Below are 22,532 nucleotides of genomic sequence, written 5' to 3' on the forward strand. Positions count from 1 at the left end.
CATTATGCCTAGTGCTGCCCGGCAAGACACTCGCGCAATGCGTCTTGCCACTGCGGCTGGCTGACGTGCCATTGCTGCTGCAGGCGGCTGCAATCGAGGCGCGAGTTCAGTGGGCGCTGGGCGGGCGTCGGGTAGGCGCTGGAGGGGATCGGCTCCAATTCGGCGCAGGCTTTGCCCTGCTCGCGCAGTTGCTCGCCGATGGCCGTGGCAAAACCGAACCACGAGGTTTCGCCCTGGGCGGTCAGGTGATAGATACCCCATGCCCCCGGCTCACCGGCGCGCCAGCGCTCGATCAACGCACGGGTGCTGTCAGCGATACTGCCGGCCCAGGTCGGCGCGCCGATCTGGTCGGCGACGATGCGTATCTGCGGCTTTTCCTGCAGCAGACGTTGCATGGTCAGCAGGAAGTTCTTGCCGTGGCTCGCGTAGACCCAACTGGTGCGCAGGATCAAGTACTTGCCGCCCACGGCCGCAATCGCCTGCTCGCCCGCCAGTTTGCTCTGGCCATAAACGCCCAGCGGGTTCGGCGCATCGGCTTCGGTGTAGGGCGCCGGCTTGCTGCCGTCGAACACGTAGTCGGTAGAGTAATGGATCAGCGGGATACCCAGGGCCTTGGCTTCTTCGGCGAGCACGCCGGGGCCAATGGCATTGATCGCAAACGCCAGGTCAGGCTCGCTTTCGGCTTGATCGACAGCAGTATGAGCGGCAGCGTTGATGATCAGGTCGGGGCGGTGCGCGCGGATTTGCCGGCGGATCTGCTCGGGGTCGGCCAGGTCGAGTCGGTCACGGCCCAGCACGATGAGTTCGCCCAGGCCTTGGAGGCGTTGTTGCAGTTCACGGGAGAGTTGGCCGTGTTGGCCGGTGATGAGGATTTTCAACTGTGCCGTCATGGAAACAGATCCGCGTCTCTGAGGTTTTTACCGTGTTGATCCCTGGCGGATAAGGTCGGGGGACCGTTGAGCTGCCAATCGATATTGAGCTCTGGATCGTCCCAGCAAATACAGCGTTCGGCAGCGGGTGTGTAGTAATCGGTCGTTTTGTAGAGAAACTCGGCGTACTCGCTAAGCACTACAAAACCGTGGGCGAACCCAGGGGGGATCCACAGCTGGCGACTATTATCCGCCGACAGCCGCACTCCGGCCCATTTGCCAAATGCCGGTGAGCTGCGACGGATGTCGACGGCCACATCCAGCACTTCACCCGCGGTAACACGCACCAGCTTGCCCTGGGCGTGCTCGACTTGATAATGCAGGCCTCTCAACACGCCCTGTTGCGAGCGTGAATGATTGTCCTGCACAAATTGCTGTTGCAGCCCGGTGGCTTTGGCAAAGTCCCGGGCATTGAAACTCTCATAGAAAAAACCGCGTTCATCGCCAAAAACCTTCGGCTCGATGATCAATACACCGGGCAACTCAGTGGCGGATACATTCATATGGATTATCCCCTGCGAGGGTGAGCAAGTATTGACCATAGCCGGTCTTGCCAAAATATCTTGCGCGCTCTAGCAATTGTTCACGATCAATCCAGCGGCTCTGGTAGGCAATTTCCTCCAGGCACGCCACTTTCAGGCCTTGGCGATGTTCGATGGTTTGCACATACAGCGAGGCTTCCAGCAAGCTGTCGTGGGTGCCTGTATCGAGCCAGGCGAAGCCCCGGCCGAACCGCTCCACATGCAGATCGCCGCGCTTGAGATAGGCGTTGTTAATGTCTGTAATTTCCAGCTCGCCTCGGGGCGAAGGTTTGACTGCTTTGGCGATTTCGATCACATCGTTGTCGTAGAAGTACAAACCGGTTACTGCATACGGTGACTTCGGCTTGAGAGGCTTCTCTTCAATGGAGAGGGCCCGGCCATCCTTGTCGAAGTCGATCACGCCAAAACGCTCCGGGTCCTTGACCCAGTAACCGAATACCGTCGCGCCGGACGGGCGTTTCGCAGCCGCACGCAGTTGGTCGCCAAAGTACTGACCATGAAAAACGTTATCACCCAGGATCAGACACACTGGATCCTCGCCGATAAATTCCTCACCAATTATGAAGGCTTGGGCCAGGCCATCCGGAGACGGCTGCTGCGCATAGCTGAATCGGACGCCAAACTGGCTGCCATCTCCGAGCAGGTTGCGGTACTGCGGCAAATCCACCGGGGTGGAAATGACCAGAATGTCCTTGATCCCCGCCAGCATCAGCACCGAAATCGGGTAATAGATCATCGGCTTGTCATACACCGGCAGCAGTTGCTTGGACACGCCCAGGGTAATGGGGTGCAAACGGGTGCCTGAGCCGCCCGCCAATACGATTCCTTTCATGCAATCAGATCCTTCATGTCGGTGTTGCCCAATCGTTCACCTTGATAGCTGCCGTCCTGGACCCTGCGGCACCATTCCAGGTTATCGAGGTACCACTGCACGGTCTTGCGCAGCCCGGTTTCGAAGGTTTCTTCAGGAACCCAGCCTAGCTCACGTTCAATCTTGCTGGCGTCGATCGCATAGCGCTGATCATGCCCCGGCCGATCCTTGACGAAGGTGATCAGGTCGGTAAATTTTTCGACACCGGACGGACGTTGTGGTGCCAATTCTTCCAGCAGGCCGCAGATACCACGTACGACGTCGATGTTTTTCTGCTCATTGTGGCCGCCGATATTATAGGTTTCGCCGACGACGCCCTCGGTTACAACTTTAAGCAGTGCGCGGGCATGGTCTTCCACGAACAGCCAGTCACGGACTTGCAAACCATCACCATAGACCGGTAACGGCTTGCCCGCGAGAGCGTTCAGGATCACCAGCGGAATCAACTTCTCGGGGAAGTGAAACGGCCCGTAATTGTTTGAACAGTTGGTCAGCAATACCGGCAAGCCGTATGTGCGCTGCCATGCGCGCACCAAATGGTCGGACGCAGCCTTGCTGGCTGAATAGGGTGAGCTGGGCGCGTATGGCGTGGTTTCAGTGAACAGGTCGTCCACGCCATGCAAGTCGCCATACACTTCGTCAGTCGATATGTGATGGAAGCGGAAGGCGCTCTTGGCGGGTTCTGCCAGCTTTTGCCAATAAGCCCGGGCGGCTTCCAGCAGGCTGTAGGTGCCGACGATATTGGTCTGGATGAAATCCGACGGACCGTCAATCGAGCGGTCGACATGGGACTCTGCTGCCAGGTGCATGATTGCCTGAGGCTCGAAGCGCGCCAGCACGGCGCTGACGGTAGCCTGGTCGATGATATCGGCCTGGACGAACTCATAACGGCTGTTGGCCGCGATGCTGGCCAGCGATTCCAGGTTGCCCGCATAAGTGAGCTTGTCCAGGTTGAGCACCTCGTGCTCGGTGTGTTGAATCAGGTGACGGATCAGGGCAGAGCCGATAAAACCGGCACCACCGGTGATGAGAATGCGCATGTCGGAGGGCCTTTTCCTAAGACGAAGATCAAGCGAGTGGGGCATAGCTTGAGTTGTGCGACGCAGCCGCGCAAGCGCGGTATGCCAGGGGGTTGCGTAAATCCCCTGAATAATGGCGATATACACCTCTAAAAAAACCGAGGCCACCGTCCATGTTGCTCGCCACCCTGATCCATCGCGCCAGTCTACCCTGCCCGCAATTGGGTCCCGATCAGGCGGCCCAGTTGCTTGAGCAGCATTACGGCCTCGCTGGCCCCTTGCAATCGTTGGGCAGCCAGCAAGACCTCAATTACAGAGTCGACAGTCCGCGCGGGCGCTTTGTCCTGAAAATCTGCCGGGGTGACTACGCCGCCGTCGAATTGCAGGCCCAACATGCGGCGCTCAATGCCTTGCAGGCCCAAGCGGATGTGCGCGTGCCACGGGTCATCAAGGCCTTGACCGGTGAGGAGTTACTGACACTGACCGTCAAGGGTCAAACCCTGCACGTGCGGCTGCTGGACTACATCGATGGTCAGCCGTTGACCCATTTGCCTCACTTGAGCCGCGAGGTGATCGCAGGGTTTGGCGACCTGTGCGGGCGGATGAGCCAGGCGCTGGCGCGGTTCGAGCATCCGGGCCTTGAGCGCACCCTGCAATGGGACCCGCGCCATGCGCACGAGCTGATTACCCATCTGCTGGCAAACCTGGAAAACCTGCCCCATCGCCAGGCGTTGGAACACGTGGCCGAACAGGTCGAACAGCGTATTCGCCCCCTGGCCGAACGCCTGCCGTGGCAGGCGGTGCACATGGACATCACCGATGACAACGTGGTGTGGCAGCGCGATGCGCAGCGTCACTGGCAACTTCAGGGCGTGATCGACTTTGGCGACCTGGTGCACACCTGGCGCATTGCCGATCTGTCGGTGACCTGCGCCGCGTTGCTGCACCATGCCGAGGGCGATCCGTTTGCCATCTTGCCCGCGATCCAGGCCTGTCACGCGGTGACGCCGTTGCAGCACGAAGAGTTGCAGGCGTTGTGGCCACTGATCGTCGCCCGTGCAGCGGTGCTGGTGTTGAGCAGCGAGCAGCAGCAACGCCTGGACCCGGATAACAGCTACCTGCTGAAAAACGCCGAGCATGAGTGGGAAATTTTCCATGTAGCGACGTCAGTGCCGTTCGAGTTGATGGAGGCGGCCATTCTAGGCAGCGTCGGACAAACGCTGGCAACGCTGGCCGGTCAAGGTTTCGCGCCATTGATGCCGGGGCTGGTGGGCCGTGAGTTCGCGCTGATCGATCTGGGTGTGCTCAGCCCGCATTTCGAGGCGGGTAACTGGGAGCAACCGGGTATCGACCAGCGTTTGTTGCAGGAGGCCGCTGCGGTGCATGGCCTGGCGGCCAGTCGCTACGGACAGTACCGGTTATCGCGGACCCGGCCTGACAGCTGCGCTGACCCAGAAACCTTCCCGCTGCATGTCGAGCTGCATGTGCCGTTGGGGACAGCCGTCGAAGCGCCATTTGCGGGCATCGTACGGCCGGGCGTGGATGGCGAACTGCGTCTGCACGGCAGCGATGCCGACGTGCGGTTGTGGGGCGTCAATTCGCTGCTGCAGCCAGGCGCCGCCGTGCTCAAGCACCAGGTGATCGCTACGGTCGAAGGCCCGCTGACGGTGCAACTGTGCCGAACCGACCTGCCGGCACCGCTGTTCTGCACGCCTTCGCGAGCCCAGGCATGGCAGGCGCTGTGCCCCTCGCCGGCAGCGCTCCTGGGGCTGGCCTGCAACGCTGAACCCGAGTTGGACCCCAAGGCGCTGCTGGCCCGCCGCGACGCCAGTTTCGCGCGTTCGCAAAAGCACTATTACGTCGACCCACCGCGCATCGAGCGCGGCTGGCGCAACCACCTGATCGACATGCAGGGTCGCTCGTACCTGGACATGCTCAACAACGTGGCGGTACTGGGTCATGGTCACCCGCGCATGGCGTCCGAGGCGGCGAGGCAGTGGTCGCTGCTCAACACCAACTCGCGTTTCCATTACGCCGCGATTGCCGAATTTTCCGAGCGTCTGCTGGCGCTGGCGCCGCAGGGCATGGACCGAGTGTTCCTGGTCAACAGCGGCACCGAAGCCAATGACTTGGCGATCCGCCTGGCCTGGGCCTACAGCGGCGGGCGCGACATGCTCAGTGTGCTGGAGGCGTACCACGGCTGGTCGGTGGCCGCGGATGCGGTGTCCACCTCAATTGCCGACAACCCCCAGGCATTGAGCAGTCGCCCGGACTGGGTGCACCCGGTAACGGCGCCCAATACCTATCGAGGCGAATTCCGTGGTCAGGACAGTGCGCCTGATTACGTACGAAGCGTGGAACACAACCTGGCGAAAATTGCCGCGAGCAAACGCCAACTGGCGGGCTTCATTTGCGAGCCGGTGTACGGCAACGCCGGTGGGATCTCGTTGCCGCCGGGCTATTTGCAGCAGGTGTATGCGCTTGTGCGCGCCCGCGGCGGCGTGTGCATCGCCGACGAAGTGCAGGTGGGATATGGCCGCATGGGGAATTTCTTCTGGGGCTTCGAAGAGCAGGGCGTGGTGCCCGATATCATCACCATGGCCAAGGGCATGGGCAACGGGCAACCGCTGGGCGCAGTGATCACCCGGCGTGAAATCGCCGAAGCGCTGGAGGCTGAGGGGTATTTCTTTTCATCGTCGGGAGGCAGTCCGGTGAGTTGCCGGATCGGCATGGCGGTGCTGGATGTCATGGAAGAAGAAAAGCTGTGGGAAAACGCCCAGGTGGTTGGCGGGCATTTCAAGGCCAGGTTGCAAGCCCTGATCGACCGTCATCCGCTGGTGGGTGCCGTGCATGGTTCCGGTTTTTACCTGGGCCTGGAGTTGGTTCGCGACCGGCAAACCCTGGAACCGGCCACCGAAGAAACCACCTTGCTGTGCGATCGCCTGCGGGAGCTGGGGATTTTCATGCAACCCACGGGTGATTATTTGAACATCCTCAAGATCAAGCCGCCGATGGTCACGTCCAGACGCAGCGTGGATTTCTTCGTCGATATGCTGTCGAAGGCGCTGGATGAACAACGGTAGCTTGCCGATTAGTATCGAGTATTTTACGTAGTAATCGGCACCTACGATCTTATTATGCTTTTAAAGCCGATTTTTATCCGTTATAAAGTCGGCCATACCCCGTCGGAGCTTTAACGCCATGACCACCCTGCACAGCACCCCTCGCGCCGATGGCTTCCACATGCCTGCCGAATGGGCGCCACAGACGCAAACCTGGATGATCTGGCCCGAGCGCCCCGACAACTGGCGCCTGGGCGGCAAGCCGGCACAGGCCGCCCATGTGGCGGTGGCCAAGGCCATCGCACGTTTCGAACCGGTGACCGTCGCCGTATCCGCGGGCCAGTACGAAAATGCTCGCGCGCGCCTGGATGTGCCGAACATCCGCGTGGTGGAAATGTCCAGCGACGACGCCTGGGTGCGCGACACCGGCCCGACTTTCGTGATCAACGACAGCGGCGAGGTCCGTGGCGTAAATTGGGACTTCAACGCCTGGGGCGGTTTTGACGGTGGCCTGTATTCGCCGTGGAACCGCGACGCGCAAGTGGGCGGCAAGATCCTCGAAATCGAACGCGCCCAGCGCTATCGCACCGAAGGCTTTGTGTTGGAAGGCGGTTCAATACACGTCGATGGCGAAGGCACCCTGATCACCACCGAAGAGTGCCTGCTGAACCGCAATCGCAACCCGCACCTGGACCGCGCCGCGATTGAAGCGGTGCTGAGCGCCAACCTGGCGGTGGACAAGATCATCTGGTTGCCGGACGGCCTGTTCAATGATGAAACCGACGGCCATGTGGATAACTTCTGTTGCTACGTGCGCCCTGGCGAAGTCCTGCTGGCCTGGACCGACGATCCGCAAGACCCTAACTACGCGCGCTGCCACGCCGCCATGGACGTACTGCAAAGCAGCACCGACGCCCAGGGCCGCTCGTTCATAGTGCATAAAATGCCGATTCCGGGGCCGCTGTATGCCACCGAAGAGGAGTGCGCCGGTGTCGACCCGGTTGACGGCACTCAGGAACGCAATCCTACCGTGCGGTTGGCGGGCTCCTACGTCAACTTCTTGATCGTCAACGGCGGCATCATCGCGCCGAGCTTCGACGACCCGCTGGACAGCCAGGCCAAGGCGATCCTGCAGGACCTGTTCCCGCAGCACGAAGTGGTCATGGTGCCAGGCCGCGAACTGTTACTGGGCGGCGGTAATATCCACTGTCTGACCCAGCAGCAGCCGGCGCCGCACAAAAACTGAGTGCGGTTGTAACAGCGTCGTGACAGTAGCCGGGTGTCACCTGGTTTCACCTTTGACAGTAAGCCCGCAGCCAGCCCGCAGCCCAGCAAGGCCGCGGGCTTTTTTGTGCGCGCAGGCCTAGGAAGGCAAGACATTGGCATAGCTCTTGTATCGGTGTTGGCACAGTGGCCCGGGGATGATGACTGCGCGGTTCTGTCATAAACCTTGAGTAAGTTAGCCGCTCACGCAGTAGGAGAGAGCGCTGAAATGAATGCCAATATCAACCCGATATACACGCGCACGTTCCACCCCTTGCGGGTCAACGGCGACGAGATCCATGCGCTGGCGCTCTGGTTGAAGGAAAATGGCTCGCGACAACTCCGGCAGCACCCGGACTTGCGCAGCGTGATGACCGAACGTTACCCGGTGGGGTTGTTCAGTGAGGACGAAGTGCACGCGTTGTGCGACCTGTTGAAGAACTAAAAAGAACAACATCACTATCTACACGACTTGTAGTGAGCGGGCTTGCCCCGCGCCGGGCGGCGAAGCCGCCCCAATAAGTTCCACCGTTTTTCAGATGGAAACGCGGTGACTGGTTTAGGGCGGCTTCGCCCCCCGGCGCGGGACAAGCCCGCTCACTACAGCTGTCGCAGGTAGCCGGTTAGAAGCTGTACGTACCTGTCATCACCACACTGCGCGGCTCTCCCGGCTGTATCTGCGCCACACTGGTCGCCGACGCGTAGTAGGTTTTATCCGCGATATTGTTCAACGCCGCGCTGACGCTCCATTCTTTCTGGCGGAACCCGGCCAGCGCATCCCAACGGCCATAGCCCGGCAGCACCACGGTGCTGAGGCTGTCGGCATAACGATCACCCACCAGGGTCAAACCGGTTTCGGCGTACCAGCCCATCTCCGGTTTCCAGGTGATGAACAGGCTGGCGTTGCGCTTGGCCACGTCGCTGACGCGTTTGCCTTCGAAGCCGTTGTTGTCTTTCTCAACCTTGGCATCCTGCAGACCTACACCACCGCGTACATACCAATTGCCGATGATCTTGCCGGTGGCGGTCAGCTCTATGCCGCGTGAGCGCTGCAGGCCGCTGAGCAGGGTGATGGTGCGGTCCAGCGGGTCGCTGGTGCGACGGTTATAGAGCTCCAGTTCGTACACCGCCAGGGTGGTACTCAGGCGGTCGTCCAACCAGTCGCTCTTGACCCCGATTTCTTTCTGTTTGGTCAGCTCGGGGCTCAGGTCGTTGACGCTGCCGGCGGCGTTCGGGGTGATGCCGATCAAGCCGCCACCGGCCGGGGAAAAGGTCTTGCTCCACGATGCATAGAATGAATGATGCTCCAGCGGCGTCCATACCAGACCAACGCGCGGGCTGGTGCTGTGGCTTTTGACGGCCTGCCGGGTGTCGAGCAGCTTGTTCTTGGTGTCGACCTCAAAGCGGTCGTAACGCAGGCCGGCGAGCACTTGCCACTGATCGTTCAGGCGCAATTGGTCCTGCACATAAAGCGCGCGGCTTTCGACTTCGGTGTGGTTATCGCTCGAGACACTCATCCGCCCTGTGTGGCTGAGGTGGCGGTTGGGTTGGTTGAGGTCAAGGCTCGGCACGGCCTGGCCGCCACGGTTGACGGCGGTCGCGGTGTACAACTTCGGGTCGCGGCGCTGACTGCCCAGCTCAAGACCGGTGAGCAGGCGGTGTTCCAGGCCGAAGGTGCTGAAGCCACCTTCCAGCTCGACGTTATTGAAAATATTGAGGGTGGTCAGGTCCTGCTGCCAGCGCTGACGCGTGACGCGGTTGGTCGCCGGTGTGTAGCCGGTGAGGTAGGTGTTGTCGAAATCGCTGTCCAGCTTGAACACGCCCAGGGTTTGGCGCAGTTGCCAGTTGTCGTTGAGTTCGTAGGCCAGCTTGGAGCGCAGCGACTGGGTTTTGTCGTCGATGTAATCGCGGCTGTCGCCATAGGTGGTGGTGCGGCTCACATCGGCCGGGCGGCCGTTGACGCCGGGAATACCGCGGTCCGGCGTGCGGTTGTAGCGGCTGTATTCGTATTGCACCAGCCAGTTCAGGTCCGGCGTGAGCTGCCAGCTCATGGACGGTGCAAACAGTTGGCGATTGCCGCTGACGCCATCACGGAAGCTATTGTTGTCCTGGTTGCCCATGTTCAGGCGCAGGCTGATGTCATCGCTGGGGTCGGTGCTGAGGTCGGCATACAGACTGCGCAAATCGTTGCTGCCGCCCTGGGCTTCGATGCTGGACTTGCGATCGGCGGCCGGCAGTTTGCTCACGCGGTTGACGATCCCGCCCTGGCCGCCTCGCCCGTAGAGCACTGCTGCCGGCCCCTTGAGCACTTCAATGCGCTCGATGTTGTGCAGGTCGCGAATGTACTGGCTGTCGTCGCGAATGCCATCAAGGTAGAAGTCGTTGCTCGCGTCGAAACCGCGGATGCGCAAACTGTCGAAGCGCGTGTCGGCGCCGCTGCTTACGTTCGGAATGCCGCTCAACGCCTGGCCCAGGTCATTGGTGCCGTAGGCGCGCAGGCTTTCGGTCTTCACTGAGTCGATGGCCTGGGGCACATAGCGCACAGGTGTAGCGGTGCGGGTGGCCGTGGTGGTTTCCTTGACGCGCGGGTCGTCTTCGTCAGCTTCGGCGCTGATCGACGTTTCGGGCAACGTCGTGGCGCCATAGGCAAAACCGGCAGACAGCAGAACGCAAAGCCCAAGGTGGATGGGCGTCAGGCGAAGGGCAGGCATGAATGAATGTGTCCGAATTGATAGGGAGGGAAAACGCGCGCGAATAGTAATGCTTTGCATTTGCGTGCGTTATCTATTACCAAACGTATCAAGTCTGAAATATGTTACTAGATGTGTTGCGTGCGGTTTTTGCTGCGGTTTATTGTCGCTTTCAGAACCGCTATAAGCCGTTCCTTAGACTTATTTCGCCTAAATACAGACGATTCACGAAATTGACACATAGTTCAACGCGCGACTAGGATTGCTCCCAACGCCTGTGGCTAACGCCATGACTCATCCAATAAAAAAGGCTCGCGGCCTGTTAAGTCGTCCGCGGGCCTTTTTTATTCCGGAACCAGTCGACACCAGAAAAGCGACACGGGGCCTGGTGTCACAGCGCGTACTCAACCAGAAATAAGGAATACAAAAAAATGTTGAAGCAACGGATGAGTCTGATCGCTCTGGGGATTTTGAGCGCATCGACAGCCATGGCAAACGACCAGGACCAGTCCAAGGGTTTTGTCGAAGACAGTCACCTGAACGTCGCTGCACGTAACGCCTATATCAGTCGTGACTACAAGAACGGCAAGCAAGACAAAGCCGAATGGGGCCAGGGCTTCATCGGCAAGTTCGAGTCCGGTTTTACCCAAGGCACCGTGGGCGTGGGTGTGGACGTGATCGGCCAATACGCTATCCGTCTGGACGGCGGTAAAGGTCGCGCCGGTGCGGGCGGTATCGACTTCTTCAAGCAGGGCAACGGCACTCCCAACAACCCTGGCTCGGCACCACACGATCTCGCCAAAGGCGGCGCGGCCGTGAAATTCCGTGTTTCCAACACGGTGCTCAAGTACGGTGATCAGTTCCCGGCCGTGCCTGTGTTGCAGTACGACAACTCCCGCCTGTTGTCGGAAACCTACACCGGTACGTCGATCGTTTCCAAAGAGATCGCCGGTCTGCAACTGGACGCCGGTCACTTCACCAAACAAGCGCGCAAGAGCATGGAAGGCACCGACAGCGGTGGCCTGAAAAGCATCGACTACATCGGCGGCAGCTACAAGTTCACTGAGAGCCTGTCGGCGGCCTTGTACGCCTCCGACATGGAGGACGTGCTGAAGAAGCAATACGTCAACGTCAACTACGTGCTGGCCCTGCCGGAGAAGCAGTCGCTGACGTTTGACTTCAACGGCTACAAAACCAAGTTGGACAAGCGCTTCGCCCTGGAAAACCAGAAAGACGAAGACGCGCGCGACAACAAAATCTGGAGCCTGGGCGCCACGTGGGCCGTTGGCCCGCACAGCTTCACCGTCGCCCACCAGCGCAGCACCGGTGACACCGGCTACCTGTACGGCGGCTACCGCAACGATGGCGGCATTGGCGACGGTGGCAACACCATCCTGTTGGCCAACTCCTACTGGTCCGACTTCAACGGCAAGGACGAGCGTTCGTGGCAACTTGGCTACGGCATCGATTTCGCCACCTTCGGCGTACCGGGCCTGACCTACAACGTGGCCTACGTGCGCGGTACCAACATCGACGACGGTACCAACCGTGGCGATGGCACCGAGCGTGAAATCTGGAACCAGTTCAAGTACGTGGTCCAGAGCGGTCCGGCCAAAGACCTGAGCCTGCGTGCCCGTGCCTCGTGGCTGCGCGTGTCCAACAATGCTGACCAGTACAACGTCGGCGGTAACGAAATCCGTCTGTTCGCCGACTACCCGATCAACGTTTTCTGATTGATCGCAGGTCGCGCCTGATGCCAGGCGATAAAAAACCCCGACTGTTCGGGGTTTTTTTATGCGTGGTTATCAGCTCTTTTGTTCCTGCAGGATCTCGCGGGCGAGGGACGCGTTCACGTATTCGGTCATCAGCATCAAACCTTCGTAGGGTTGGATTTTTTTGTCATTGATGCACAGCTGCGCCATCTGCAGCAGCACCTGGCGTTTCTTCTTGTTGACCCGCGCGCACGGCACGCCAAAGGCGGTCTTGCGCACCTGCGGCAACGGCGCTTGCGGCGCCAGCTCCACCGTGATCCAAATGCCCTGCATGAACTGCAGCGAGACGTCGGCGATGTGCTCGATCGGCAACGGCTGATCCAGGTTGGCGAACACAAAATGCTCCGGCGTCAGGCGCAACGCCGTCTGCGGTGCGCGCTTGAAGCGGCGCACGCCCAGCCAGATAAAAATCAGCGCGATACTGCCGATAGCCGCCCCCGCGCCAAGGGCAGACCAAGGCGTGCCTTTCAAACGTTCGGGAGCGAACCAGGGCCGGCTCATCGCCCAGATCCCCAGCAGCACGAATGGCACGCCCATGGCTGCCATCAGCACGCCTCGCCATTGGCCGCCTTCGTGCAATGCATGCTCGCCCTGCGCACCCGCGGCCATGGCTTCCAGCAGTCGGGCCTGCTCGGCGTTCTCCGATACGGCCAGCTCGATCAGCGCGTGGGAGAGCTGTTCCCGAACCGCCTGCGGTGCGCTGAAACAAGCGTCGATGTGCTGGCTCGCGGCTCTGGCGTCCACGGCGCGAGTAGCGCTATGCCGAGCGGCCTCCAGCGGTACATTAAGCGCTTGCAGGCGTTCGCCGTTGGATGGATGAGAATCGGTCGGGTGAGGTTGCTGGAACTCCAGCGCCTGCGCCGGCAATTGTAGATCCCGGGTTTGCAGCGCGATGAGGACGGCGTCGATAAGCTCGACATCACGGGCGTCTTCGCAGTGCGCTATCAATGCGTCTTCAACGTGCGGTTGCAAGACCGACACCCGCAACAACGCCGAAGCCGCCGCTGCATTTCCCACCAGCCGAGCCCCTGCGGCATCCGCCAACAGCTCGCGCTCACGGCTCCAACGGTTCACCGCGTGATCAAAGCGCTGCATGAAAAACATACCGAACATGAACGAGGGGCGCATCAGTCGGCCCTGGATAAAATCGCTGGCGGCCATGGTTTCCAGCAGCGCCTCCAGGCTGCGATTGACCCCATCGTAGATCGGTAAGAAGCGCAGGCTGTAATCGGTGTCTTGCCCCGCGAAGTGCGCCAGTTCATGGCCGATCACCGCGCCAACCTCGTCTTGGCTCAGCAGCCCCAGGTGCAGCAGGGGCAAATGCAGCGTGCGGCCACGTAGCGGTATTTGGACAGGCAGCACAAGGGCCTCGCTTGAGGTTACGTAAAAACCTTCGGCCAGGCTCACCACGATATGGTCCGGTGGCAACGCACCGAGGTTGCCAGCCAGTTCGGTTACACGACCCCACAAGACCGGCGCCTGCTTGGGCGTGACCACCACACCGAACATCTCAACAGGTTCGGGCTTGAACAGGGTCAACATGCGCCGCAGTTGCTTGAGCAGCAGCCAGATCGAATACACGCAAAACGCCGCGATGACCCCCAACACCGCCATCAGCTTGATTTCTCCGCTGCCCAGCCGGCCGATGTGCCACAGCGCCAGGCCTTCATAACTCAGCGCCAGCGCCACGGCGGCGGCCATCGCCGCCCCATGACTTACCAACACGTAGGGTAATAAACGGCTGCCAAGGGTGAATGCGTGCAACAACCTTTCCCGCGACTGCTGCGCGCGCCGGCCAGCCCAATGCGTGCCGAGCAATGCCGACGTGCCGATGAACGCTGCCAACAGCCCCAGGCCTGTCACCCACGGCGCCAGCGCTTGCAATGCACGGTTTATAAGGTGAATGGTGGGCAGGTCGGCTTCAATCTTGGCCAGGCGAGTGAGGGCCAACTGCACGCTGATTTTTTCGGCGTGGATAGTGATGAGGGCAGCGGGGTCTTGCGCTACCAGCGTCTGCAACTGGCGTTTTGCAATGGCCACGTTGGCGGCGTAGTCGACCATTCGTGTGGTCGTCTCTTGCGCGCGCTGGTACTCCCACCCGCCTAGGGCGGCCAACAGCAGCGGGGAAACTACTAAAAGGAAGATCAGTTTCAGGGCGTTCATGGGGGTCCGTTCACAACGCGGGTTTCGGGTATTAAAGTCAATTAAATGGCGATAATTTCCAGTCGCTTACCGTCTGGCGGCATAAAAGACAATACGTTGACAGTCTCTCCCGAATCTAACATGATCGGCGGCGTTTTGATGGCTTCAAGCCACTAAACTGACATCATTGACCACACGGATTCAGGAATTCTCCAGTCTGTGCAGGGACTTAATCGTGCCACCGTTAGCGGACTCACTACATGAAACCTCCGCTTGAGTCGTCAGGAAGAAACTTCATGGATGTTAGGCGAGTTTTGGTTACCGGTGGTGCAGGCTTTATCGGCTCGCATCTGGTAGATGCCTTGCTGGGCGAGGGATACAGCATTCGTGTGCTGGATAACCTGTCGACCGGCAAGATGGGCAACTTGCCGATCGGCAACCCGAATCTGGATGTGGTCGTGGGTGATGTCGCCGACAAAGCGGTGGTCGAGCAGGCCATGCTGGGTTGTGGCGCGGTGGTTCACCTGGCGGCAGTGGCATCGGTGCAGGCGTCGGTGGATGACCCGGTTGCGACCCACCAGAGCAATTTTGTCGGCACGCTCACTGTTTGCCAGGCCATGCTCAAGAACGGTGTGAAGCGCGTGGTATTCGCTTCCAGCGCTGCTGTTTACGGCAACAACGGCGAAGGCACGGCCATTGAAGAAGACACCCCCAAGTCGCCCCTGACGCCTTATGCGTGCGACAAGCTGGCCAGTGAGTATTACCTGGACTTCTACCGTCGCGAGCACGGCCTTGAGCCGGTAATCTTCCGCTTCTTCAACATCTTTGGCCCACGCCAGGACCCGTCCTCTCCGTACTCGGGCGTGATCAGCATATTTAGCCAGCGGGCAATCGCCAAGCAACCGATCACGGTATTCGGTGACGGTGGGCAGACCCGCGATTTCGTCTATGTGCAGGACCTGGTGAGCATTCTCGTGCAGGCCGTGCAAACCCCCGAGGCTACTCCGGGTGCGGTCAATGTCGGCTTCAGCCGCGCGACCAGCTTGAACGACCTGATCAGCGAACTGGGTGGCGCCACCGGCACTGCGCTGACGGTGACGCATCAGGCGCAGCGCCAGGGTGATATTCGTCATTCCCGCGCTGACAACACGCGTCTGCTGCAACGCTTTGAACTCTCGACGCCGACCTCCGTGGGCCAGGGGTTGGCGCAGCTACTTCGCAGCTTGTAACCCGTCGGTCTCCCGGTTCGACCTTAGCGCCGTCTCAGTTTCAGTCATTTCAAGAGTGCATTATGGAAATCGTTTTTCGCGGGACGCGTGTCCGTGCAATAGCCGAGCGGCTGCTGGCCGCTTTTGCGTTGTTCGTTGGCGGGTCCACGGTGCAGGCCGCGACGTTGCCGCAGCCGGCCAGCGTGGCCTTTTGGTACGCCGACCAACCACCCCTGGCGGAGTTGGCGCAGTTTGACTGGGCGGTGGTCGAGCCTGGCCACATGACGCCTGCCGACGTCAAAACCCTGCGTACGCTGGGCAGCGAGCCCTTTGCCTATCTGTCGGTGGGCGAATTTGACGGTAACAAAGCCGAGCTCGCCAAAGCCGGCTTGAGCAAAGCGGTGTCCCCGGTGCGTAACGATGCCTGGAACAGCCAGGTCATGGACCTCACCACTCAAGCCTGGCGCGAGCACTTGTTCGCACGCGCCAAAGACCTGGAAGCCCAGGGTTATGGCGGCGTGTTCCTCGACACCCTCGACAGTTTCCAGCTGCTGCCCCAAGCCCAGCAGGAAGCCCAGCGCGTAGGCCTGGCCAATTTGCTGCGTGACTTGCACAAGCGTCAGCCAAAATTGAAGCTGTTCTTCAATCGCGGTTTCGAAGTCTTGCCTGAGTTGGACGGTGTCGCCGCCGCCGTGGCGGTCGAGTCGATTCACGCAGGCTGGGACGCCTCCGCCAAGCGTTATCGCCCGGTCTCGGAGTCCGATCGCCAGTGGCTTGAAACCCATCTGCAACCGCTACGTGCCAAAGGCATCCCGCTGGTAGCGATCGATTACCTGCCGCCCGAGCGCCGCGAAGAAGCGCGCAAGCTGGCCAAGCGTCTGCGCGACGAAGGCTTCATTCCGTATATCAGCACGCCTGATCTGAACACCATGGGCATCAGCAGCATCGAAGTCCAGCCACGCCGTATCGCGCTGCTTTTCGACCCGCGCGAAGGCGCGCTGGAAGATGCCGCCGGCCATACCGAACTTGGCGGCTTGCTGGAATACCTGGGCTATCGCGTCGACTACTTCCCGGCTGACAGCAACCTTCCGCGCTACAGCTTCGGCGGCCTGTACGCCGGCGTTGTGACCTGGATGACCAGCGGCCCGCCGCAGGACCCTGCCGCGTTCAATCGCTTCATCAATGCGCGCCTGGACGAACAAGTGCCCGTCGCGTTTTTCAGCGGCCTGCCGATTGAAGACAAGTTGCTGCTCAAACGCCTGGGCCTCAAGCGCGATGCACCGCCGGCCACACAGGTGGTGAGCGTCACTCACCAGGACAAAGCCCTGGTAGGCGCATTCGAAGCGCCGGTGGTGCCGCGTTCGCGTGACCTCACCGCCGTGTCGGTCATGCCCAACGGCCCGACTGCCGCGCTGTCGCTGACCGGCGCCAACGGTGACGTGTTCACCCCGGTGGTCGTGGGCAAGTGGGGCGGCCTGGCACTCGCCCCTTATCTGCTGGAAAGCAACAACGAGCGCAGCCGCTGGATCCTTGATCCCTTTGCTTTTTTGCAGGCCAGCCTGCACCTGCCAAGCCAGCCGCGCCCGGACGCCACCACCGAAAACGGCCGCCGCATCGCCACCGTGCACATCGACGGCGACGGTTTCCCTTCCCGCGCTGAAGTGCGCGGCACGCCTTACGCCGGGCGTCACACGCTGGATGACTACATCAAGCCCAACCCGTTCCTGACTTCGGTGTCGATCATCGAAGCCGAGATTTCGCCGCGCGGCGCGTTCCCTTTCCTGGCCCGTGAGCTGGAGCCGATTGCGCGCGAAATCTTCGCCAACCCGAAAGTTGAAGTCGCCACGCACACCTTCAGCCACCCGTTTTTCATGCAGCCGGACAAAGCCAAGAAGCGCGAAAACTTCAGCCCGGAATACGGCATGAACATGAAGGTGCCGGGCTACGACAAAATCGATTTTCGCCGCGAAATCTTCGGCTCGCGCGACTACATCAACCAGAACCTGACCACCCCGCAAAAGCCGGTGAAGCTGGTGTTCTGGCCCGGTGACGCGCTGCCTTCGTCCGACACCATCAAGTTGGCCTACGACGCCGGCCTGAAAAACGTCAACGGCGCCGAAACCATCATGACCAACGCCAATCCTTCGCTGACCGGCCTCAACCCACTGCTGCGCCCGACGCCAGGCGGCTTGCAATACTACGCGCCGATCATCAACGAGAACCTCTACACCAACCTGTGGAAGGGCCCGTACTACGGCTTCCGCGAGTTGATCGAGACCTTCGAACTCACTGACAGCCCGCGCCGTCTGCGTGGCCTGCACCTTTATTACCACTTCTATTCCAGCACCAAGCAGGCATCGATCAAGGCCATGCACGAGATCTACGGCTACATGCGTGAGCAACAGCCGATGTCGTTGTGGATGAGCGACTACCTCGACCGTCTGCATGGCCTGTACCAGGCGAGCCTGGCCCGCACCGCCGATGGCGCCTGGCAGATCCGCGGCATGGACGCGCTGCGTACCGTGCGCCTGGATGCGCAGATGGGTTGGCCGGACCTGCTGCAATCGCAGGGCATCGCCGGCGTGCGCGATTTGCCGCAAGGGCGCTACGTGGCCCTGAGCAGCGACAACGCCTTGCTGGTGCTGCGCCCGGATCGAGACCCTAGACCTGCGCTGGAGGAAGCCAATGTGCCTCTGCTGGACTGGCGTTACCTGGATGAGCGACGCGTGAGTTTTGCCTTTGCCGGTCAGTTTGACCTGACCTTTTCCGTGCGTTCGGCCAGTGCCTGCCGCGTGGAAGTGGATGGACAACGATTTGCAGGCAAGGCTTCGGCCGGCCTGTGGACTTTTCAATTACCTATGAAGCAGGTGAGTAATGGTCAGCTCCTCTGCAACTAAAAACACCCGCCTGCTCAATCCCTGGGCATTGGCGGTGGTGGCGGTGGCTGTCGGTGGCCTGTTGTGGGCGACCTTCCAGCGTGAAGAAGTCTTCCAGCCCGACGGCCGCCAGCCTGACGCGGTATCGGCCAACTATGCCGAGCTGCTGCTGACGGCGCACCCGGACGACGATCACTTGCGCCTGCAACTGGTCGACCTGTTGATTCGCCTGGGTGACTACACCAAGGCGCGTCAGCACTTGGAGGCCTGGCCCAAGCCGCAGCCGGAAACCCAGGCTTACTACCGCCTGGAACTGGACGCTCTGGTCGCCGACAGCAGCAACGACTTGATCGCGCAACGGGCTCTGGTCGAGCGCCTGGGCAGCTTCGACTACCGCAAGTTGCCGATGCCGCAGTTGCAAAACCTGGCCAAGCGCGCGTTGACGCTGCAGGCGCCTGAGTTCGCGGCCAACGTGTATGAAGAGATCGCCGCGCGCGATCCGGCGCAACGTGCCGAAGCGCTCAAGTCAGCCGCGCAGTGGTACATGGCCGCCAGCCAACCGCAGCATGCCGCAGACATTTACCTGCAACTGCGACGCGACGCCCAGCAACCGCTTGAACGCCGTGATTATGCACAACTGGCATTCAACAGCTTGCTGTCGGCGGGCCACGACGAACAGGCCGCGCAGGTGCTGTCCGACGAATTGCCCCAGCTCACCAACGCCTCGGCCGATGTGGCGTGGCTGGAGCAGGGCGTCGACGTGGCCGTGGCGACCAAGCGTTTCGACCTGGCGCAGCGCGTGCTCAAGCAGTGGCGCGAGGTGCAGCCGGACAACCCGAAAATTGCCCTGAAAGAATTCCACGTGCGCCTGGCCATCAATGACCTGGCGGGCGCGTGGGAAACCGGTCAGCAATTGACGGTCGACTACCCGGATGACCCCGTGTTGCTCGAGCAAATGGCGCTCCTGGGTGAATGGCGCGGCGATAACGCAGCGGCCGTCGGTTATTGGATTCGCCTGCTTAAGCTCAAGGAAGACCCGAAAACCCGCGAACACGCCTGGCGCCTGGCCAGCCAGCTGTTTGATTTCGACCGTTCGATCCCGTTGCTCGCCGAGATCATGCAGCAGCGCGCGCTCACCGACATCGAGCTGGACGCCTTGGTCTACGGCCACGAATCGCGCGGCACGCCCGCCGAGGCCGAAGCCTGGTTGCGCACCTATCTGCGCAAATACCCGGGGCACCGCCTGGCCTGGACACGCTTGCTGCAGAACCTGGACAACACCGGGCAGTTCGCCGCCAGAAGCAAGGTGTACAACGACTACGCCAAACGCTTCACGCTGACCTCGGCCGAGCGCGTGGACTGGGTCGGCACCGAAATGAAGCTGTTTAACGAACAGGCCGCCTGGGACGTCGTGAAAGAGGACGACCCGTCGATCAAGGATGCCGAGTATTGGCACGCCCGCGCTAGCCTGGCCTGGGACCTGGAGCGTGACGAAGACCTGCGTGTTTCGCTGGAGCGACTGTTGGCCATCAACGGCAAGCTGGTCAGCGGCGATGAAAGCCAGTTGATTTCCCTGTACCGCAACCGCGACCCGGAACGGGCGTTGGCCTTGATGGTCGCCAGCTGGCGCCGCGCCCAAGACCCGCAGCGTTTGGTCGAGGCGCTGCAGCTCGCCCAGGAATTACAAAAATGGGACTTGGTGACCGACTTGCTGGACGACGCCAAGCAGTTCCCGGATGCCTACGAGCAAGCCCAGGTCCTGGCGGTACGTGGCGCACTGGCGATCGAGCAGGGCGACAGCGCCGAAGCCGAGCGTTTGTACCTGCTGGGCCTGTCGCGCTTCCCCGATGACAACCTGTTCCGCGAACGCATGATCTGGATGTATGTCGACCAGGGCAATACCGAGAAACTCAAGCCCCTGCTGGCCAAATGGCGCGCTTATGCGCGTGAAGACCGCCTGCTCTGGCTGCCGTTCGCCAGCGCCAGTCAGTTGTTGAGTCGCGATACCGAGGCGTTGGCCTGGTACCGCATGTACCTCAAGCTCACCCCGAACGACTGGCTGGTGCAGGCCGCCTACGCCGATGCGCTGGACACCGCCGGCTACCAGGACGCCGCGCAACGCCTGCGCCTGAAGCTGCTGCGCAATCCTGAGGCCGACGGCTTGCAGCCTTCGTCGCAGCGTTACGGGATCTGGTTGCGCTTGATGTCCAGCAGCTACTCGCCCCGCAAGGCGCAGCAGGAACTGTTGAAGTGGAAGGACGGTTCGCCGTCGATGAAACAGATGTGGTTCGAACGCTTGCTGGCGCGGCTGGATGCGACCAACCAGGAATCGCAGAAAGACCAATGGCTGGAATGGGCGCGCAGCCAAGGCCTCAAGGTCGACCGCTACGAGCAGATCCAGGAAGCCCTGCGCAGCCGTAACAAGGCCCAGGTTGAAACCTTGCTGGCCAGCAGCGACCTGAACCCGGCGCAACGTTCGCAGGCCCTCAGCCGTCTGGGGCGCGACAACGAAGCGCTGGAAACCAGCCTGAGCGCATTGGGTGACGACCAGCCGGAATCGGTGCGCGAGCAACTGCGCCGCCAGGCCGTGGAAATTCACGAAAGCACCCCGCAAGGCGCGCTGTTGTCGTACCAGAAACAGGATTTCGGTGGCCTCTCGTTTGATGCGCCGCGCCTGCAAATCGCGCATAACATCGGTGACAAGTGGTACGCCGACCTTGAGATGGAGCACGGTAAATACCAGGGCGATGACGTTATCTCATCGCGGATCGGTGACGAGAGCAACGCCGCCCTGACCCTGGTTCGTTCGGTGGAAAACGGCAGTTGGAAGCTGTTCGCCGACACCAGCCAGCGCAAGGACGACGACCGCAACGGCCTGGGCCTGTCGCGCATGTGGCAGTTGGGCAACAGCCATCAGCTGGAAACCGGCCTGGACTGGCATCGCAAGAGCGACGACAGCGGCTTGATGCGCGCGTTCGGTCAGCAGGACCGGGCCTGGGTTGGCGGGCGTCACGGCCTGACCGCACGGGACCAGTTGAGCTGGGAAGTGGCGCAGCGTTCGTTCTCGACCCGTGCCGGCGATTCGCTGGGCACCGGGCATGCGTTGAAGATGGAGCTTAACCACACGCTGGAATTCGCCGGGCCTAACTGGACGGTGCGTAGCGGTGTGGATTACCAGAAGAACAGCGTGAAGGACCGGGACCTGGATTATCTGTCGAGCCGCAATGGCGGGGCCATCAAGGTCACGCCTCAGTCGATAGACCCTGATACCGGTCTGCCGGATCCGCTCGATGTAGAAACTGTTACCGGCGCCGAGCTGCTGCAAAGCCGCTACGGCCAACTCTACGTCGGCACCACCTGGCGTCGCGGCATCCCTGGGGCGCTGGTGCGCACCAAGCCGCAATACACCTGGCTGGTGGATGTGACAGCCGGCTGGCAGTGGACAGACCAGACGTTCAACTACGGCATGAACACCGGCATCGGCTTCGAAGTGCTGGGTGACGACGAACTGGCCCTGACCGTCGGTTACCAATCTGCGCCACAAGGCGGGGATGGCAAATCCGGCGGAACACTGGGTATGAGCTACGGCGTGCGTTTCGGGCGCTGATTACAGAATCTCTACGGGAGAAAACCTATGCAAGTAATTCGTAACCTGAGCCTGGCGCTGACAGTACTGTTCGTTGCCGGCTGCTCCAGCTTCACCAGTGAAACCAGCCCGAACCTGCCGCGCACTGCGCAGTGGGGCATCGTGCCGATGGTCAACTATTCCCAGACCCCGCAAGCCGGTGAGCGCAGCGAGCAGATCCTGCTCAGTGTGCTCAGCAGCCACGGCCTGCAGCCACGGGTTTACCCGGTCAGCACCCAGGGCGAACAAGCCTTGATGGATGACAATGAGCGCCTGGCCGGTGCCCTCGATTGGGCCCGTGAGCAGAAGCTCGATTACGTGGTCGCGGGCAGCGTGGAAGAGTGGCAGTACAAGAACGGCCTGGACGGCGAGCCAGCGGTGGGCATCAGCCTGCGCGTGCTGGAAGCCAGCAGCGGTCGCGTGCTGTGGAGCAAAAGCGGCGCTCGCGCCGGCTGGTCCCGTGAAAGCCTGGCGGGTAACGCTCAAAAGGTAATCGACAACCTTGTTGGCGCCCTTCGGTTCGAGTGATCGCA

At 61.1% G+C, this 22,532-nt stretch carries 14 protein-coding genes; 8 read left to right on the top strand and 6 right to left on the bottom strand.

Annotated features, from left to right (window positions below; genetic code table 11):
* Positions 1 to 8: 8 nt before the first annotated feature.
* The 4 genes from rfbD to rfbB are packed head-to-tail and all read right to left on the bottom strand — an operon-like array spanning position 9 to position 3,382.
* On the bottom strand, positions 9 to 890 hold the full coding sequence (gene rfbD, locus KVG91_RS14615; RefSeq protein WP_169378975.1) for a dTDP-4-dehydrorhamnose reductase: 882 nt from the start codon (positions 888 to 890) through the stop codon (positions 9 to 11).
* Complete coding sequence (gene rfbC / locus KVG91_RS14620) at positions 887 to 1,432, bottom strand: dTDP-4-dehydrorhamnose 3,5-epimerase (protein WP_169378974.1); 546 nt, start codon at positions 1,430 to 1,432, stop codon at positions 887 to 889. Before rfbC ends, rfbD begins: the two co-directional genes overlap by 4 nt.
* Entirely contained in the window at positions 1,413 to 2,303 is an 891-nt protein-coding gene (gene rfbA / locus KVG91_RS14625) for a glucose-1-phosphate thymidylyltransferase RfbA (RefSeq protein ID WP_169378973.1), read from the bottom strand. Before rfbA ends, rfbC begins: the two co-directional genes overlap by 20 nt.
* Positions 2,300 to 3,382 carry a dTDP-glucose 4,6-dehydratase gene (rfbB, locus tag KVG91_RS14630; protein ID WP_169379039.1) on the bottom strand — a complete coding sequence of 361 codons (1,083 nt, stop codon included), beginning with the start codon at positions 3,380 to 3,382 and terminating at the stop codon, positions 2,300 to 2,302. The genes rfbA and rfbB overlap by 4 nt, the downstream gene beginning before the upstream one ends.
* A gap of 152 nt (positions 3,383 to 3,534) precedes the next feature.
* On the opposite strand from rfbB, the gene KVG91_RS14635 reads away from it, so the two are divergent.
* The 3 genes from KVG91_RS14635 to KVG91_RS14645 all read left to right on the top strand — a co-directional run bounded on the left by KVG91_RS14635 (position 3,535) and on the right by KVG91_RS14645 (position 8,131).
* Positions 3,535 to 6,444 (top strand): aminotransferase, encoded by a 2,910-nt coding sequence (locus KVG91_RS14635; protein WP_169378972.1) that lies wholly within the window; start codon positions 3,535 to 3,537, stop codon positions 6,442 to 6,444.
* A 118-nt stretch (positions 6,445 to 6,562) separates the two neighbouring features.
* Entirely contained in the window at positions 6,563 to 7,669 is a 1,107-nt protein-coding gene (gene aguA, locus KVG91_RS14640; RefSeq protein WP_169378971.1) for an agmatine deiminase, read from the top strand.
* Positions 7,670 to 7,915: 246 nt separating this feature from the next.
* Entirely contained in the window at positions 7,916 to 8,131 is a 216-nt protein-coding gene (locus tag KVG91_RS14645; RefSeq protein WP_169378970.1) for a hypothetical protein, read from the top strand.
* Between the two features lie 178 nt (positions 8,132 to 8,309).
* Here KVG91_RS14645 and KVG91_RS14650 read toward each other — a convergent pair whose 3' ends face one another.
* Positions 8,310 to 10,397, bottom strand: a complete 2,088-nt coding sequence (locus KVG91_RS14650; protein ID WP_169378969.1) for a TonB-dependent receptor — start codon at positions 10,395 to 10,397, stop codon at positions 8,310 to 8,312.
* Positions 10,398 to 10,807: 410 nt separating this feature from the next.
* On the opposite strand from KVG91_RS14650, the gene KVG91_RS14655 reads away from it, so the two are divergent.
* Positions 10,808 to 12,109 (top strand): OprD family porin, encoded by a 1,302-nt coding sequence (locus KVG91_RS14655; RefSeq protein ID WP_169378968.1) that lies wholly within the window; start codon positions 10,808 to 10,810, stop codon positions 12,107 to 12,109.
* A gap of 72 nt (positions 12,110 to 12,181) precedes the next feature.
* On the opposite strand, the gene KVG91_RS14660 is transcribed toward KVG91_RS14655, so the two are convergent.
* Positions 12,182 to 14,311, bottom strand: coding sequence for a M48 family metalloprotease (locus KVG91_RS14660; RefSeq protein ID WP_169378967.1), 2,130 nt, complete (start codon positions 14,309 to 14,311; stop codon positions 12,182 to 12,184).
* A gap of 275 nt (positions 14,312 to 14,586) precedes the next feature.
* Here KVG91_RS14660 and KVG91_RS14665 point away from each other — a divergent pair, with 275 nt between their 5' ends.
* The 4 genes from KVG91_RS14665 to KVG91_RS14680 all read left to right on the top strand — a co-directional run bounded on the left by KVG91_RS14665 (position 14,587) and on the right by KVG91_RS14680 (position 22,527).
* On the top strand, positions 14,587 to 15,519 hold the full coding sequence (locus KVG91_RS14665) for an NAD-dependent epimerase/dehydratase family protein (RefSeq protein ID WP_169378966.1): 933 nt from the start codon (positions 14,587 to 14,589) through the stop codon (positions 15,517 to 15,519).
* 62 nt (positions 15,520 to 15,581) lie between these two features.
* Positions 15,582 to 18,395 (top strand): bifunctional glycoside hydrolase 114/ polysaccharide deacetylase family protein, encoded by a 2,814-nt coding sequence (locus KVG91_RS14670; protein ID WP_169378965.1) that lies wholly within the window; start codon positions 15,582 to 15,584, stop codon positions 18,393 to 18,395.
* A complete protein-coding gene (locus tag KVG91_RS14675) occupies positions 18,373 to 21,981 on the top strand; it encodes a tetratricopeptide repeat protein (protein ID WP_217894894.1) in 3,609 nt (1,202 codons plus the stop codon). Before KVG91_RS14670 ends, KVG91_RS14675 begins: the two co-directional genes overlap by 23 nt.
* 27 nt (positions 21,982 to 22,008) lie before the next feature.
* Complete coding sequence (locus KVG91_RS14680; protein WP_169377035.1) at positions 22,009 to 22,527, top strand: penicillin-binding protein activator LpoB; 519 nt, start codon at positions 22,009 to 22,011, stop codon at positions 22,525 to 22,527.
* Positions 22,528 to 22,532 lie beyond the last annotated feature (5 nt).

The organism is Pseudomonas azadiae (assembly GCF_019145355.1).
GTDB lineage: Bacteria > Pseudomonadota > Gammaproteobacteria > Pseudomonadales > Pseudomonadaceae > Aquipseudomonas > Aquipseudomonas azadiae.

Bases quoted from the DNA above. Each gene is read 5' to 3' on its own strand.
- KVG91_RS14680 (WP_169377035.1), top strand. From the start codon at position 22,009: ATGCAAGTAATTCGTAACCTGAGCCTGGCGCTGACAGTACTGTTCGTT.
- rfbA (WP_169378973.1), bottom strand. From the start codon at position 2,303: ATGAAAGGAATCGTATTGGCGGGCGGCTCAGGCACCCGTTTGCACCCC.
- rfbB (WP_169379039.1), bottom strand. From the start codon at position 3,382: ATGCGCATTCTCATCACCGGTGGTGCCGGTTTTATCGGCTCTGCCCTG.
- rfbC (WP_169378974.1), bottom strand. From the start codon at position 1,432: ATGAATGTATCCGCCACTGAGTTGCCCGGTGTATTGATCATCGAGCCG.
- KVG91_RS14670 (WP_169378965.1), top strand. From the start codon at position 15,582: ATGGAAATCGTTTTTCGCGGGACGCGTGTCCGTGCAATAGCCGAGCGG.
- KVG91_RS14665 (WP_169378966.1), top strand. From the start codon at position 14,587: ATGGATGTTAGGCGAGTTTTGGTTACCGGTGGTGCAGGCTTTATCGGC.
- KVG91_RS14660 (WP_169378967.1), bottom strand. From the start codon at position 14,311: ATGAACGCCCTGAAACTGATCTTCCTTTTAGTAGTTTCCCCGCTGCTG.
- KVG91_RS14675 (WP_217894894.1), top strand. From the start codon at position 18,373: ATGGTCAGCTCCTCTGCAACTAAAAACACCCGCCTGCTCAATCCCTGG.
- KVG91_RS14650 (WP_169378969.1), bottom strand. From the start codon at position 10,397: ATGCCTGCCCTTCGCCTGACGCCCATCCACCTTGGGCTTTGCGTTCTG.
- KVG91_RS14635 (WP_169378972.1), top strand. From the start codon at position 3,535: ATGTTGCTCGCCACCCTGATCCATCGCGCCAGTCTACCCTGCCCGCAA.
- rfbD (WP_169378975.1), bottom strand. From the start codon at position 890: ATGACGGCACAGTTGAAAATCCTCATCACCGGCCAACACGGCCAACTC.
- KVG91_RS14655 (WP_169378968.1), top strand. From the start codon at position 10,808: ATGTTGAAGCAACGGATGAGTCTGATCGCTCTGGGGATTTTGAGCGCA.
- KVG91_RS14645 (WP_169378970.1), top strand. From the start codon at position 7,916: ATGAATGCCAATATCAACCCGATATACACGCGCACGTTCCACCCCTTG.
- aguA (WP_169378971.1), top strand. From the start codon at position 6,563: ATGACCACCCTGCACAGCACCCCTCGCGCCGATGGCTTCCACATGCCT.